The organism is Pseudoalteromonas sp. H103 (assembly GCF_001469205.1).
Lineage (GTDB): Bacteria > Pseudomonadota > Gammaproteobacteria > Enterobacterales > Alteromonadaceae > Pseudoalteromonas > Pseudoalteromonas carrageenovora.
Map to the genome: position 1 here is coordinate 1 of NZ_LOFG01000013.1, position 15,065 is coordinate 15,065.

A 15,065-nucleotide genomic window follows, 5' to 3' on the forward strand; every position below is an offset into this window, starting at 1 on the left:
CCTTCTTCACACACGCGGCATGGCTGCATCAGGCTTGCGCCCATTGTGCAATATTCCCCACTGCTGCCTCCCGTAGGAGTCTGGACCGTGTCTCAGTTCCAGTGTGGCTGATCATCCTCTCAAACCAGCTAGGGATCGTTGCCTTGGTGAGCCATTACCTCACCAACTAGCTAATCCCACTTGGGCCAATCTAAAGGCGAGAGCCGAAGCCCCCTTTGGTCCGTAGACATTATGCGGTATTAGCAGTCGTTTCCAACTGTTGTCCCCCACCTCAAGGCATGTTCCCAAGCATTACTCACCCGTCCGCCGCTCGTCAGCAAAGTAGCAAGCTACTTTCTGTTACCGCTCGACTTGCATGTGTTAGGCCTGCCGCCAGCGTTCAATCTGAGCCATGATCAAACTCTTCAATTAAAAAGTTTTATGTCTTTCGACAGCTCAATGAATTCTGAATTTATTTAATATCTTTCGATATTGAATTGACTGTGCTGCAATTCCTACCGAAGTAGTTATTGCTGTTGGTCACTCAGTTTCAATTGAGACTCTAATTTGCTTGCCTCGCTACCGAAGTAGGTTGGCTGTTAGAACTCAATCTGTACGAGTGCCCACACAGATGATTGCTTTATATTGTTAAAGAACGTTGCGATTAAAGCGTTAAACTTTATCTCGCTAGGGCTGCGCATATTACGCTTTCCTATTTTTTTGTCAATACTTAATTTTGTTAAACTGAAAGTTTTCAGAACTAAGTTTTACTCGACTCACTGATTGACTCTTGCCTCGCTAAGCGTTGCTGTCTGCCGTCTCAGTGGGGTCGCATTATAGGGAGATCCGAAAACAGATCAACCCTTTTTTGAAGAAAACCTGAAATAAATGACTGTTCGCTGAGTATTTGAACTAAACGCTCAAAAACACAACATAACTAGCTCTTTATTAACATTCTAGGTGTATTAATTGGTTTATCTAGAGAGTTTACTGAAACAGCTTTATATAGAAACTTGCGCCCCACACGATCATAAGGATCATTAATGAGAGGGTTACCGCTGCAGATCCCATATCTTTTGCACGCCCTGATAACACATGGCGCTCAGTACTAACGCGATCTGTTAATGCTTCGATTGCTGAATTAAGTAGTTCTACAATTAATATGATCAGTAATGTACTTACTAACAATGCCCAATGTAATACTGATGAAGCTAGCCAAAAAGAAATGGGTAGCAAAATAATGCTAAGTAGCAACTCTTGTCTGAAAGCCGCTTCTTCTATAAAGGCCGCTTTGAAGCCGAGGTATGAACAATACGTTGCTTTAAATATACGCTTTATACCAAGGCCATTAGGTTTAAATACATCTTTCATTATTAGCTCTATAAACTGTGGTCAAAATAAAGCCCCGCAATTGCGAGGCTTTTTTAGTTAGGCAATACCGTATTGATCTCGGTATGCTTTAACTGATGCTAAATGCTCGTCCATTGTACCTTGGCTCTCAAGGTAGCTAATAAGATCAGCTAATTTTACAATAGAGATCACCTTGGTATTAAAGTCGCGCTCAACCTCTTGAATAGCTGAAAGCTCTGCTTTACCTTTTTCTTGGCGATCAAGTGCTATTAATACACCACTTAAGTCTGCGCCGTTATCTGCGATGATTTCCATTGATTCACGAATAGCAGTACCCGCGGTGATCACATCATCCACCAGCATAATTTTGCCCGTTAATTCAGAGCCTACTAATGTACCGCCTTCACCATGTGCTTTTTTCTCTTTGCGGTTAAAGCAATAAGGCACGTCTTTATCGTGATGATCAGCTAAGGCAACTACAGTTGTAGTCGCAATAGGGATACCCTTATAGGCAGGGCCAAATAAAACATCGTATTCTATTGCGGCATCTTCAAGGGCCGATGCGTAAAAGCGACCTAAACGCGCTAAATCACGACCCGTATTAAAAAGTCCTGCATTAAAAAAGTATGGACTAGTGCGGCCTGATTTAAGGGTAAACTCACCAAATTTTAAAACCTGCTTTTCTAAAGCAAATTCAATAAACTCTTTTTGATAATCTTTCATTTGGGTACTCGCTTATGCTAACGCTTGTTTTTGAACGTCAATAATCTCACGGATTGAATGTTTAGCTAACGTAAGTAGCTCATCTAATTCGTCGAACGAGAATGGTTCGCCCTCTGCAGTACCTTGTATTTCAATAATTTTACCTGTTTCGGTTAAAATTACGTTCATGTCAGTCTCAGCAGAAGAGTCTTCAATATACTCTAAATCACTAATTGCTTGGCCGTTGTAGATACCAACCGAAATAGCAGCAATCATGTGTTTTAGGGGGTTTGAATTGATCATCCCTTTTGCGCGCATGTGGGTAAGTGCGTCAACTAAAGCAACACATGCACCGCTAATAGAAGCTGTACGCGTTCCGCCGTCGGCTTGAATTACGTCACAGTCTATAGTAATCGTGTTTTCGCCAAGCGCTTTTAAGTCTACAGCGGCTCTTAGTGCACGTGCAATTAAGCGTTGAATTTCCATTGTACGACCGCCCTGTTTACCACGTGCTGCTTCGCGAGCATTACGAGTATGCGTTGCGCGAGGTAACATGCCATATTCAGCATTAACCCAACCCTTGCCTTGGCCTTTCATGAAACGAGGTACACCCACTTCAACCGTTGCAGTACAAAGTACTTTGGTGTTACCAAACTCAACAAGTACGGAGCCTTCAGCATGTAAAGTGTAATTACGTGTAAATGTAACTGGTCTAATTTGGTTAGGTGTTCTTTCGCTTGGACGCATGGACGATCCCCTTTATTCTGAATTTGCGACATTATAAGTGCATGTGAAGGTAGATGCCATGCTGATTGTAAAATATTCAGCCTAATAAATTTTCCCTAGAGGTTAAGTGGTGTTACGGTATAATCACTGCAATATTGAATTTACAAATTTTAGGGACCTATCCATGATCCACAGTATGACTGCTTATGCACGTCGCGAAGTAAAAGGCGACTGGGGCACGGGCACTTGGGAAGTACGCTCAGTGAACCAGCGCTACCTTGAAACATTTATTCGCGCACCAGAGCAATTTCGTGGCATGGAGCCAGTGATTCGCGAACGATTACGTAAGCATCTGCAACGCGGTAAAGTTGAAGTGTTTTTAAAATTTGTGGCAAACCCAGCGCATGTTGGCGAGCTTTCAATTAATGAATCACTCGCTGAGCAATTAATAAATAGTGCTAAATGGGTGCAGCAACAAAGTAATGGCGACATTAACCCTGTTGATATATTGCGTTGGCCTGGTGTTATGGAAGCACAAGAAATAGATTTAGATACTGTAAATAAAGCGCTTATTACAGGATTTGACCAAGTAATAGAAGATTTTAAATCTGCTCGTGGTGATGAAGGTGCAAATTTAGAAGAAATGATTGCAACTCGCCTTGATGCAATACTTGAGCAAGTTGATGTAGTAGAAACTCATATGCCAGAGATTGCAAAATGGCAGCGTGAAAAGCTTAACCAAAAGCTTGAAGACTTAAAAACAGACATTGACGAATCTCGCCTTGAACAAGAGCTTATTTATCTTGCTCAAAAACAAGATGTTGCCGAAGAACTAGACCGCTTAAAATCGCACGTAAAAGAAACACGAAAAATTCTTAAAAAAGGCGGAGCATGTGGCCGCCGTTTAGATTTTATGATGCAAGAGTTTAACCGCGAAGCAAACACCCTAGCGTCTAAGTCTATCAATAGTGATATTACTAATGCAGCTGTAGAGCTAAAAGTGCTAATTGAGCAGATGAGAGAGCAGATTCAAAATATTGAATAATGCTATTTCAATTTTGTGACTCACTTGAGCACAATTAGCTAAATAAAGTACAATAGTGTCATTAAAGGCTTGGGTTATTTTTGTAACTCAAGCCTGTTTATTTTTAAGTAGAGAAAAACATGGCTCAAACTCGCGGAAACTTATTTATTCTATCTGCGCCTTCTGGTGCGGGTAAATCTAGCTTAATTAATGCATTACTAAAAAAGCATGACGATATGAAAGTATCGGTATCGCACACTACACGTTCACCTCGCCCTGGTGAAGAAAACGCGGTCCACTATCACTTTGTAAGCGCCGATGAATTTAAAGCGTTAATTGCCAAAGATGATTTTTTTGAATGGGCTCAAGTGTTTGATAACTACTACGGCACATCAAAACAAGCAATTGAATCGCAGCTAGATGCAGGTATTGATGTATTTTTAGATATTGATTGGCAAGGCGCGCAACAAGTTCGTAAGATTATGCCAAGCGTACAGACCATTTTTATTTTACCGCCTTCAAAAGAAGAACTTGAGCAACGTTTAAATAACCGCGGACAAGACTCAGCTGAGGTAATTGCTGGGCGTATGGCACAAGCACAATCAGAAACCTCGCATTATAATGAATACGACTTTGTAGTTGTAAATGATGAATTTGATACTGCTCTGAGTGATATAGAAACTATTGTGATGGCTCAGCGTTTAACGTTAAAAGCGCAGCAAAACCGCCATCAAAACTTACTAAGCAGCTTACTTAAATAACTAAGCAGCGTTTAAATCAGTATTAGATATGTAAAACTGATAAAAATTAACCACTGGCTATTGGCGAAACTTGCTCCTTGGAGTAAACTACGCCTTTGCTTTTAAAATATTTTGGAGTGCTGAGATGGCTCGCGTAACAGTTGAAGATGCAGTAGATGCAGTTGGTAATCGTTTTGACTTAATTTTAGTTGCGGCTCGTCGTGCCCGCCAAATTGCTGTTGGTGGTAAAGATCCACTAGTAGATCCTGAAAACGATAAACCAACGGTAGTTGCTTTACGTGAAATTGAATTAGGTTTAGTTGATAGTTCATCAATGGACGTAATTGACCGTGAAGAACAACAACACCAAGAAGCAGCTGAATTAGCTGCTGTTGCTGCCATTGTTGGTGGCAACCAGTAATCGACCTCCCGGTCTGATTTAGCCAACGGCGCAGTATTTCTACTATAGCCGTTGGCAATCCTCTATTTTCATCGTATATTCTTAACTTACCGTTACCTAATTTGCTTCACGAGAACATTGGAGTGTGAATGTATCTTTTTGAAGGTCTTAAAAAGAAAATCTCAGAATATTTGCCCGCTGCTGATGTAGAGCTGGTTCAAAAATCTTACGTGGTAGCCCGAGAGGCCCATGAAGGACAAACTCGCTCGAGCGGCGAACCTTACATTACTCACCCCGTAGAAGTAAGCCAAATTCTTGCAGGAATGCACCTAGATCATGAAACGCTCATGGCCGCGCTGATGCATGATGTAATTGAAGACACCGATTTTAGCCAACAAGATTTAGCTGAAATTTTTGGTGAAACAGTGGCAGAACTCGTTGAAGGTGTAAGTAAGCTCGATAAGCTTAGCTTTAAAGATAAAAAAGAATTCCAAGCTGAAAACTACCGTAAAATGATTATGGCTATGACCCAAGATATTAGGGTTATATTAATCAAACTTGCTGATAGAACACATAATATGCGTACATTGGGCGCCCTTCGCCCAGATAAACGTCGACGTATAGCACGCGAAACGCTCGAGATTTACGCACCAATAGCCAACCGTTTAGGTATTCACGATATTAAAAATGAGCTTGAAGATTTAGGTTTTCAGGCTTTATACCCTATGAGACACCGTGCGCTTAAATCAGAAGTTGCTAAAGCGCGTGGTAATCGTAAAGAAGTTATTTCTAATATTCAAAGCGAAATAGAAGCACGTCTTGAAGAGTCGGGAATTAAAGCCACCGTATCAGGACGTGAAAAGCACCTATATAGTATTTATAAAAAAATGCTTAATAAAGAGCTACTATTTAACGAAGTTATGGATATTTACGCGTTCAGAATTGCCGTTGATTCTATGGATACGTGTTATCGCGTATTAGGTGTTGCACATAACCTTTATAAGCCAATTGAAACGCGCTTTAAAGACTATATTGCAGTGCCAAAAACAAATGGCTATCAGTCTTTACATACTTCTTTAGTTGGCCCACACGGCATACCTGTTGAAATTCAAATTCGTACCCACGATATGGATCATATGGCCGATAAAGGTGTCGCTGCACATTGGATGTATAAAAAAGCAGGTGATGGTGCTGGAAATACAGCTCAGCAACGTGCTCGCCAATGGATGCAAAGTTTATTAGAGCTACAGCAAAGCGCTGGTTCATCATTTGAATTTGTTGAAAACGTAAAAACTGAGTTATTTCCAGAAGAAATATACGTGTTTACGCCTGATGGTCGCATAGTAGAGCTACCAATGGGCGCAACTGCTGTTGATTTTGCTTATGCTGTACATACTGATGTAGGTAACACTTGTGTAGGTGCACGCGTTAACCGTAAGCCACACCCATTAAGTAAGCCGCTTGATACTGGGCAAACCATAGAGATAATAACAAGCTCAGGCGCCCACCCTAATGCGACTTGGTTAAACTTTATTGTTACTGGTAAAGCACGTTTGGGCGTTCGTAATTACCTAAGAAGCCAACACCACGAAGAAGCGATGCTTTTAGGCCGTCGCTTACTTGATTCTGCGTTAGGCGAAAACAAACTCGATAGTATTGCCGATGAAAACATTGCCAGAGTACTTGAAGAGCATGAGCTATCTACAGTCCTTGAGTTACTTGTTGAAATTGGCTCTGGTAATTTAATGAGCGTATTAATAGCTAAACGTTTATTGCAAAACGACAATGACGATTTAACTGATATAACTAACCAGGCCAAGGCGACCATTATTGGTACAGAAGGCATGCTAGTTAATTACTCTAAATGTTGTCGACCTGTACCTGGGGATGCTATTACAGCGCATATTAGCCAAGGTAAAGGTCTCACTGTTCACCGTCAAGAATGTAAAAACATTCGAGGCTGGGAGAGTGAGCGCTCTAAGTACCTAGTTGTAAAGTGGGACGACAACCCAGAAAAAGAATACATTGCAGCTCTAAGAGTTGAAATTATTAATCATCAAGGGGCATTAGCTAAATTAACCAATGTTGTAGCTACAACCCAAGCCAATATTGTAGAAATTGCCACTGATGAAAAAGAAAGTAATTTATACGTGATAGATCTAGGAGTCACCGTTAAAAACCGTGTCCATGTTGCTAACATTATGCGCCGCATTCGCGTTATGCCTGATGTACAAAAAGTCTATCGTAAAAAGTAAAATAGGAAAAACATGAATAAAGCATTTATCTCTACCGACAAAGCACCTGCAGCAATTGGTACATATAGCCAAGCAGTTAAAGTTGGCACTGCTGTTTACTTATCAGGTCAGATCCCATTAGTGCCTGAGACTATGGAAATGATCTCAGAAGATTTTAGTGAACAAACACATCAAGTATTCAAAAATATTACTGCAGTATGTGAAGAAGCTGGCGGAAAAATTCAAGACTTGGTAAAAATTAATATCTACCTTACTGATTTATCGAACTTTGCTACAGTTAATGAAGTAATGAGTCAGTACTTTAAACAGCCTTACCCTGCACGTGCAGCGTTAGGCGTTAGAGCACTACCAAAAGGTGCGCAAGTTGAAATAGACGGTATTATGGAATTGCCCTCTACTAACTAAGCTTTACAGGCTATGGCTCTGCTCCATAGCCTTTTTTCCCTCTTAACATTTCGTCCACTCTCATTTCTTGACTCAAATACTATTTTCTAGCACTCTGTAATTGTTTTTTATAAAAAATTTAACTTAAGTAGTAGAAAAGGATCAACTAGTGTTTAAGCTTGCCCAAAATGGAAATGTTTTACTTGATGTAGGGGAGCACGTGCCTCCTAGCGCTGCATTTATTATTGAGGCGCTTGAAAAGTCGACTTTTTGCAACTGCAAAATCGAGCATGACTCAATTAACGACTTTTTTAAAAATGAAAGTGCTGATAAAACACTGGTAGTTGCAAGTAAACATAACGCCGTATTAAATGTCACTATTAGCGACGATAAAATGCTAGCTATTGGCGAACTGACACTTGCTCAGGGCGGCAAGTTATTAAGCCTCGAAGAAGCTAAAAAACAACTTATAAAGGCAGGTATTGTTCGTGGTTATAAGCAGGTTTTTTTGGAGCAGTTATTACAAAAGCAATTTGAGAACGAAGCAGGATCATTAGTTAAAGGCATTTTAGCTAAAGGCAGGCTCCCAAGTGACGGTTTAGCAACGAAGCTCATAACCACAGTAGAAACCCTAAAAGATCGCTTAAAAGCACCAAAGCTAAAAGAAGATGGCAGTGTTGATATGCGTGACTTTGGTAAGCTGGCGAGTGTGGAGCCCGGCTCTGTGCTTATTCGCCAACAACCTGCTACCCCAGGCAAAGAAGGTTTCACTGTACTAGGCGATATACTTCCGGCTAAAGCGGGTGATAGTAAGCAATTAGTCGCCGGTGAAGGCACTGAAATATCAAAAGTTAATCCACTAGAACTGGTATCTACTATTGCTGGCGTACCTGTTGAAATTAATAATGGCATGCGCGTAGATGACATTTTTACTATATCAGATGTAACAGTGAAAAGTGGCCATATTGATTTTGAAGGCAGCGTTATTGTTACCCGTAATATAGAGCCTGGGATGAAAGTAAGCGCTAAAGGTGATATCACTATTTTTGGCACAGTAGAATCAGGTGAGCTTACCGCAGGTGGGAACATTACGGTTAAACAAGCTATTATTGGGCATCAAAAAGCTGATGATAAAACGCTTTCTTGTAAATTAATTGCGCAGGGTGATATTCATGTATCCCACTCACAATATTGCTATTTAGAGGCTCATAATATTTTTATTGACCGTCAAACAAGCCATTGTGTAATGAAGGCAAAGCGGCTATTGCAGGTTGGCCAATCTGATGCGCCTAAAGGCAAAATATTTGGTGGTGAAATACTTGATGCAACAACACTAATAGCCGGTGAGATTGGTAATGAGTCAGGTGCTAAAATGACTATTAACTTGGCGGCATCAGGCGCAGAAATAACAGCTGATACAGACAATTGTTTTAAAGACTTAGCAAAAACAGATGAGCAACTAGATACACTTCAAGCCGCACTAGAAAAAACAGATTTAGTAAAAGATGCAGAAAAAAAGAAACTGTTAATTACTAAAATTGGTGCAACCCAGCAACATTACTGTCAGCAAGCAGAGCAATTAGAAAAACGCCTATCGGCATTAGATCATGACCTGCATGACTTATTGAGCGATGCCAACCTTGCCGTGAACTCAGTTTTACACTCAGGAGTAGAAATTCATATTTTTGATAAAGTACTTAAAACTACCCGCAACTACCCACCATGTAATGTAAAACTTATAAATAATAAAATTGAAGTAGAATTTAAAACACATTAAGGATTGAGTGCTCACAGAGCACTCACTGCATTATTACAATAAGCCAACTACCGCATCATGTGTATGCTGCGGCCACACACCAACTTGTACTTGCCCTATATGCTGCTTTTGTAGCAATAACATAGCTACACGCGATTGCCCTATTCCACCACCTATAGTTTGTGGAAAATCGCCTTGTAAAAGCGCTTTATGCCAATCAAATTCTAAACGATCTTCATCATTAGTTATGCTCAGTTGTACCTTTAAGGCATCAGGGCTAACCCGTATGCCCATTGATGATATTTCAAATGCATCCTCTAATACAGGATTCCATACTAAAATATCACCGTTCAAGCCTCTATACTCATCAGCTGTGGGTGTAGACCAATCATCGTAATCTGGCGCTCTTACATCATGAATTTTGCCATCTCCTAATGCGCCACCTATACCGATTAAAAATACTGCGCCATACTCTTGTGCAATCGCTTTTTCCCGTTGCTTGGCATCAAAATCAGGGTACATTTTGCGTAAATCTTCACTATGTACAAACGTTATATCACGTGGTAAAAACGTGTTTATACCAAAGCTGTCACTTACAAACTGCTCTGTTTTCTTTAAGCCTTTATAAATAGCTTTAACTGTTTCTTGTAATGTACTTAACGAACGTTCGCTCGTTTGGCAAATCACTTTTTCCCAATCCCACTGATCAACATATACAGAATGAATAGGGCTTAGTGAGTCTTCATCAGGGCGAAGTGCCTTCATTTGCGTATAAATACCTTCTCCAACTTTAAAACCATAAGTAGCGAGCGTTTTACGCTTCCATTTTGCAAGTGAATGAACAACTTCATAGCTGCTATCTGTAATCGCTTTCACTTTTACTGCAACTGCATTCTCGTGGCCACTAAGGTTATCTTGTGTGCCATCGCCTACTTTAGCCAAGATAGGGGCTTGTACTTCAATTAGCCCTAATTGCTGCTCTAATTGCTGCGAGAAAAACTGCTTAACTTTGCTTATTTGCTGCTGTTGCTGCACATAGTGTGAACTCATAATAATTGGCCTCATTCCCAGTTATTGTTACTTGCTTAATTGATAAAAAACATCTCAACAGATGCTTCCAATGAGGTTAATGTAACGATTTGAACATTTAATTCAATATCCTTTAATAAAAATAGCTTTATCTTATTAAATCAATTAATTTAACCCCTCTTAAAATGAGAATTCACTAATTTAAGTAAGACAATCTAATGAATAATTATTTAATCGATAATCTCGATAAACATATACTTCACGCATTAATGGCAAATGCCCGTACAGCTTATGCGGAATTAGCAAAAAAATTCAACGTTAGTGCGGGCACTATTCACGTGCGAATAGAAAAAATGAAGCAAGCAGGCATAATCACCGGAACTCAATTAACGATAGATACTAAACAGCTTGGTTACGATGTATGTTGTTTTATAGGTATTAACTTAAGTAACGCACGCGATTACCCACAAACACTTATTAAATTAGAAGCTCTAGAGGAAGTAGTAGAAGCTTATTACACGACAGGCAACTACAGTATATTTATAAAAGTAATGACGAAATCAATTGATCATCTGCAAGATGTGTTGATTAATAAAATACAAGCAATAGAGGCAATTCAATCAACAGAAACCCTAATTTCTCTGCAAAACCCAATTAGCCGTACGGTAATGCCTTAAGCGTAAAAATCTCGTATAATTGCCGAAAAAAGAGGATAACCATGCAGCAAACTCGCTATCAAAGAATTGAGGGTGTACTTTCACGCCGTCAAACAGACTTAACCGTATGTTTAGAAGACGTACATAAACACCACAATTTATCTGCTATTGTACGAAGCGCCGACGCTGTTGGTTGCCACCATGTTCATGCTGTGTGGCCAGAAAACCAAAAGTGGTTAACTAACAATACCTCTGGTGGCAGCAAAAACTGGTTAGATACGCACCTTCACAAAAATATTGATGATGCTGTTGCTTTAATGCGTGAGCATAACCCTGATGTACAAATACTAGCAACTCACCTTAGTGAAGATGCCGTCAATTACACAGAAATCGACTACACAAAACCAACAGCAATTATTGTAGGTCAAGAAAAAACAGGAATTTCTGAGCATGCGTTAAAACATGCAGATCAAAATATTATTATTCCAATGCAAGGTATGGTGCAGTCACTTAATGTATCTGTTGCTGCAGCACTTATTTTATTTGAAGCACAAAACCAACGCCAAAAAGCCGGTATGTATAACCGTAATATGTTAAGTGATGAAATTAAGCACCCTATGTATTTTGAAGGCTACCACCCTGTTATTGCCAAGCAATGCAGAATGAAAAAGTTGCCTTACCCGCCACTTGATGAAAATGGTGAAATAATTGCGAGTGAACAATTTTGGCAAGCGTTAAAACATACTTGATGGACTAAGGCTCTGTAAGTACACTTAACTCACTCACATATAATAAGATTAGATCAAACTTGTCTAAACCTAGCTTAAACCAATACCCAATTACAGAACTCAAAGGGGTCGGCCCAAAAATGGCTGAGCGTTTGTTAAAGCTAGGCATTATTACAGTACAAGACATGCTATTTCACCTTCCTCTTAGATACGAAGATAGAACTCGCCTTTACCCCATTAATGAGCTTGCACTACACAGTCATGTAAGTGTCGAAGCAAACATTGAAACAAGCCAAATTACATTTGGTAAAAGGCGTATGCTAGTTGTTCAAATAAACGATGGTACAGGTAGGCTAACACTACGTTTTTTTAATTTTACCGCAGCGCAAAAAAACGCATTTGGTGCTGGTAAAATAATACGTTGTTTTGGTGAAGTACGCCGCGGCCGCGTTGGCTTTGAAATGAGCCATCCTGAATATAGCATCAGCGATACCTCCAGCGAACAACCAGTAGCCACAACCTTAACGCCCGTTTATTCAACAACTGAAGGTTTAAAACAGCTATCGATTAGGGCTTTAAGCGAACAGGCTATTGATTTACTAAGCAAGTACTCAGTAGAAGAGCTACTACCTGCAAAATGGCAACCATCAAGTATGGCGTTAAGCGACGCTTTATTGTTATTACATCGCCCACCTAATGATGTTGATGTAACTGCGTTAGAGCAAGGCACTCACCCCGCTCAGCAACGTCTTGTATTTGAAGAGTTACTTGCGCAAAACCTCAGCTTATTAAAAATACGAGAGCAAGGACAACAAGTTAAAGCGGTTGCGTTAAGCTCTAACAATGAACTAGAAAGTAAATTTTTATCAAACCTTCCATTTGCACCAACAAAGGCCCAAAACCGCGTAGTCACAGAAATTAAAGGTGACTTACAGCACGCCTACCCAATGATGCGCTTAGTACAAGGTGACGTAGGCTCTGGTAAAACTCTAGTAGCAGCAATTAGTGCATTAACAGCTATAGCTCAAGGATTTCAAGTTGCTTTAATGGCACCAACAGAAATTCTTTCAGAACAACATGGCATAAATTTTACTAATTGGTTTAACACATTAGGTATTTCAGTTGCTTGGCTTGGTGGTAAAACGAAAGGTAAAGAGCGCGTAGCAACACTTGAAAAAATAGCCAGTGGCGAAGCCCAAATGATAGTAGGCACTCACGCACTTTTTCAAGATGAAGTTAAATTTAATAACTTAGTACTTATAATCATTGATGAGCAACATCGCTTTGGTGTGCATCAGCGTCTATCTCTTCGTGAAAAAGGCAAGTTTGGTGATTGCTACCCTCATCAATTAGTCATGACAGCAACACCTATTCCACGAACGCTTGCCATGACCGCTTATGCTGATTTAGAAACCTCAGTGATAGACGAGTTACCACCTGGGCGTACGCCCATAACCACAGTAGCACTTCCTGATACTCGTAGAGACGATATAATAGCGCGCGTTAGATTGGCTTGTAATGAACAAGGCAGACAAGTTTACTGGGTTTGTACTCTTATTGACGAATCTGAAGCTCTCCAATGTCAAGCTGCAGAAGATAGCGCTCTGCAATTAAAAGAGGCACTCCCTGAATTAAATGTGGGTTTAGTGCACGGCCGTATGAAATCAGCAGAAAAACAGGCCATTATGAGTGAATTTAAAGCGGGTAATATTCACGTTTTAGTCGCTACCACAGTTATTGAAGTAGGCGTAGATGTGCCAAACGCTAGTTTAATTATAATAGAAAACCCTGAACGCTTAGGCTTAGCACAATTGCACCAACTGCGTGGTCGAGTAGGCCGTGGTGCCACAGCATCGCACTGCGTCCTTTTATATCACGCACCTCTATCTTATACTGCGCAAAAGCGCTTAGGTGTATTAAGAGATAGTAACGACGGATTTGTCATCGCAGAGCGCGATTTAGAGATACGCGGCCCAGGTGAAGTACTTGGCACTAAACAAACAGGCTTAGCAGAATTTAAAATAGCAGATTTAACACGAGATAAACAAACACTAAACCAAGTTAGACCTATCGCTCAACAAATGCTTAAACAACACCCTAATTTAGTAGAGCCACTCATTCAACGTTGGTTAGGCAATAAATCAAACTATGCACAAGCATAACCCGCTATACACATTCAGGCATTAGTCTACACAATATATAATTTACTAAATGTAGAAACTCACCTTCTGGCTGGAGGTACTTTGGAGCTAATTAATAAAAGTTAATTACTCTCTTTCCTTCAAGCATAAAAAAGATCGACGCTTTCAAGTTGAGTTTGTCTTACTTGATACCGCTGTAGGATGTCATACTGCTCACAGTATTAGATAGCCACTGTGAAATGGGATAGATACTATCATCGGCCAATGCATTTGATAGCCAAAACACTGTTCACAAAGAGGCGCTTCGCTTAGTAGACGCTACGCTTTAGAGATGGAGATGCTAAAGATTACTTTTCTTCAGGCGTAAAAAGCCCGACTATTGCTAGTCGGGCTTTCTCTTATTTGAAGTCGGTGCGCTACGCAGTAGAATGTCGTGGTGCCCACAGCGGTGGTGAGTCACATAGCAAATGCTACACTATCTTTGTGTCGGGGCGGCCTTCCGTGGGGCTCGCCTTTGAGCTGTTTTGTTTGACTACTGAGCTCGGCATGGGCTCTTGGCTATTTACTAAACCCCAGACAGCAAAAAACCCGTTACATTGCTGTAACGGGTTTCTTTAATTTGAAGCCTGGTAATGTCCTACTTTCACATAGCAAATGCTACACTATCATCGGCGCTGTTTCGTTTCACTACTGAGTTCGGCATGGAGTCAGGTGGGTCCAAAACGCTATTGTCACCAAGCAAATTTTGGCGTTAATCCGTATTTCTACGCACTAACTGAATTTGGAAAATAGCTGATAATATTTTTTAAGTTTCTAAGTAATATCTACTTTAGTTATTAACTTCTGTCGCTTTCACTGTCACAAAACGCGTTTGGCGTTGTATGGTTAAGCCTCACGGGTAATTAGTACAAGTTAGCTTAATGGCTCACACCACTTCCACATCTTGCCTATCAACGTTGTAGTCTTCAACGGCCCTTCAGAGACTTTAAAAGTCTAGTGAGAAATCATCTCGAGGCCTGCTTCGCGCTTAGATGCTTTCAGCGCTTATCAGTTCCGAACGTAGCTACCGGGCAATGCCATTGGCATGACAACCCGAACACCAGCGGTTCGTTCACTCCGGTCCTCTCGTACTAGGAGCAACCCCTCTCAATTCTCAAACGCCCACGGCAGATAGGGACCGAACTGTCTCACGACG

General features: G+C 40.5%; 13 protein-coding genes and 3 rRNA genes. 9 read left to right on the top strand and 7 right to left on the bottom strand.

The window, feature by feature from the left end; genetic code table 11:
* From ATS74_RS09835 to rph, 4 genes are all read right to left on the bottom strand, one after another.
* Window positions 1-411 (bottom strand): 16S ribosomal RNA (locus ATS74_RS09835); the annotation flags it as partial.
* A 555-nt stretch (window positions 412-966) separates the two neighbouring features.
* Window positions 967-1,350, bottom strand: a complete 384-nt coding sequence (locus tag ATS74_RS09840; protein ID WP_058548742.1) for a diacylglycerol kinase — start codon at window positions 1,348-1,350, stop codon at window positions 967-969.
* A 57-nt stretch (window positions 1,351-1,407) separates the two neighbouring features.
* Window positions 1,408-2,052 (bottom strand): orotate phosphoribosyltransferase, encoded by a 645-nt coding sequence (gene pyrE, locus ATS74_RS09845; RefSeq protein ID WP_058548743.1) that lies wholly within the window; start codon window positions 2,050-2,052, stop codon window positions 1,408-1,410.
* Between the two features lie 12 nt (window positions 2,053-2,064).
* Entirely contained in the window at window positions 2,065-2,778 is a 714-nt protein-coding gene (gene rph / locus ATS74_RS09850; RefSeq protein WP_058548744.1) for a ribonuclease PH, read from the bottom strand.
* A 163-nt stretch (window positions 2,779-2,941) separates the two neighbouring features.
* Between rph and ATS74_RS09855 the strand changes: the two genes are divergently transcribed.
* From ATS74_RS09855 to ATS74_RS09880, 6 genes are all read left to right on the top strand, one after another.
* A complete protein-coding gene (locus tag ATS74_RS09855) occupies window positions 2,942-3,802 on the top strand; it encodes a YicC/YloC family endoribonuclease (protein WP_058548745.1) in 861 nt (286 codons plus the stop codon).
* Window positions 3,803-3,921: 119 nt separating this feature from the next.
* Window positions 3,922-4,542, top strand: a complete 621-nt coding sequence (gene gmk / locus ATS74_RS09860; RefSeq protein ID WP_058548746.1) for a guanylate kinase — start codon at window positions 3,922-3,924, stop codon at window positions 4,540-4,542.
* Between the two features lie 124 nt (window positions 4,543-4,666).
* Entirely contained in the window at window positions 4,667-4,942 is a 276-nt protein-coding gene (gene rpoZ / locus ATS74_RS09865; protein WP_058548747.1) for a DNA-directed RNA polymerase subunit omega, read from the top strand.
* A 128-nt stretch (window positions 4,943-5,070) separates the two neighbouring features.
* Window positions 5,071-7,176 carry a bifunctional GTP diphosphokinase/guanosine-3',5'-bis pyrophosphate 3'-pyrophosphohydrolase gene (gene spoT / locus ATS74_RS09870; protein WP_058548748.1) on the top strand — a complete coding sequence of 702 codons (2,106 nt, stop codon included), beginning with the start codon at window positions 5,071-5,073 and terminating at the stop codon, window positions 7,174-7,176.
* Between the two features lie 12 nt (window positions 7,177-7,188).
* Window positions 7,189-7,581, top strand: coding sequence for a RidA family protein (locus tag ATS74_RS09875; protein ID WP_024600049.1), 393 nt, complete (start codon window positions 7,189-7,191; stop codon window positions 7,579-7,581).
* A gap of 148 nt (window positions 7,582-7,729) precedes the next feature.
* Window positions 7,730-9,337, top strand: coding sequence for a DUF342 domain-containing protein (locus ATS74_RS09880; protein WP_058548749.1), 1,608 nt, complete (start codon window positions 7,730-7,732; stop codon window positions 9,335-9,337).
* 33 nt (window positions 9,338-9,370) lie between these two features.
* Here the strand turns inward: ATS74_RS09880 and asnA are convergent, their stop codons facing one another.
* Window positions 9,371-10,366 (bottom strand): aspartate--ammonia ligase, encoded by a 996-nt coding sequence (gene asnA, locus ATS74_RS09885; RefSeq protein WP_058548750.1) that lies wholly within the window; start codon window positions 10,364-10,366, stop codon window positions 9,371-9,373.
* Window positions 10,367-10,563: 197 nt separating this feature from the next.
* On the opposite strand from asnA, the gene asnC reads away from it, so the two are divergent.
* The 3 genes from asnC to recG are packed head-to-tail and all read left to right on the top strand — an operon-like array spanning window position 10,564 to window position 13,891.
* Window positions 10,564-11,022, top strand: coding sequence for a transcriptional regulator AsnC (gene asnC / locus ATS74_RS09890; protein ID WP_058548751.1), 459 nt, complete (start codon window positions 10,564-10,566; stop codon window positions 11,020-11,022).
* A gap of 41 nt (window positions 11,023-11,063) precedes the next feature.
* Window positions 11,064-11,750: a tRNA (guanosine(18)-2'-O)-methyltransferase TrmH gene (gene trmH, locus ATS74_RS09895; protein WP_058548752.1), complete on the top strand. Its 687-nt coding sequence runs from the start codon at window positions 11,064-11,066 to the stop codon at window positions 11,748-11,750.
* A gap of 59 nt (window positions 11,751-11,809) precedes the next feature.
* Window positions 11,810-13,891: an ATP-dependent DNA helicase RecG gene (gene recG, locus ATS74_RS09900; RefSeq protein ID WP_058548753.1), complete on the top strand. Its 2,082-nt coding sequence runs from the start codon at window positions 11,810-11,812 to the stop codon at window positions 13,889-13,891.
* A gap of 603 nt (window positions 13,892-14,494) precedes the next feature.
* Here the strand turns inward: recG and rrf are convergent.
* Window positions 14,495-14,609, bottom strand: a 5S ribosomal RNA gene (gene rrf, locus ATS74_RS09905).
* Window positions 14,610-14,751: 142 nt separating this feature from the next.
* Window positions 14,752-15,065, bottom strand: a 23S ribosomal RNA gene (locus ATS74_RS09910); the annotation flags it as partial.

What these genes read in the sequence shown, in the direction of transcription:
- rpoZ (WP_058548747.1), top strand. Translation starts at nt 4,667, where the DNA reads ATGGCTCGCGTAACAGTTGAAGATGCAGTAGATGCAGTTGGTAATCGT.
- ATS74_RS09840 (WP_058548742.1), bottom strand. Translation starts at nt 1,350, where the DNA reads ATGAAAGATGTATTTAAACCTAATGGCCTTGGTATAAAGCGTATATTT.
- gmk (WP_058548746.1), top strand. Translation starts at nt 3,922, where the DNA reads ATGGCTCAAACTCGCGGAAACTTATTTATTCTATCTGCGCCTTCTGGT.
- ATS74_RS09875 (WP_024600049.1), top strand. Translation starts at nt 7,189, where the DNA reads ATGAATAAAGCATTTATCTCTACCGACAAAGCACCTGCAGCAATTGGT.
- asnC (WP_058548751.1), top strand. Translation starts at nt 10,564, where the DNA reads ATGAATAATTATTTAATCGATAATCTCGATAAACATATACTTCACGCA.
- asnA (WP_058548750.1), bottom strand. Translation starts at nt 10,366, where the DNA reads ATGAGTTCACACTATGTGCAGCAACAGCAGCAAATAAGCAAAGTTAAG.
- ATS74_RS09855 (WP_058548745.1), top strand. Translation starts at nt 2,942, where the DNA reads ATGATCCACAGTATGACTGCTTATGCACGTCGCGAAGTAAAAGGCGAC.
- rph (WP_058548744.1), bottom strand. Translation starts at nt 2,778, where the DNA reads ATGCGTCCAAGCGAAAGAACACCTAACCAAATTAGACCAGTTACATTT.
- spoT (WP_058548748.1), top strand. Translation starts at nt 5,071, where the DNA reads ATGTATCTTTTTGAAGGTCTTAAAAAGAAAATCTCAGAATATTTGCCC.
- pyrE (WP_058548743.1), bottom strand. Translation starts at nt 2,052, where the DNA reads ATGAAAGATTATCAAAAAGAGTTTATTGAATTTGCTTTAGAAAAGCAG.
- trmH (WP_058548752.1), top strand. Translation starts at nt 11,064, where the DNA reads ATGCAGCAAACTCGCTATCAAAGAATTGAGGGTGTACTTTCACGCCGT.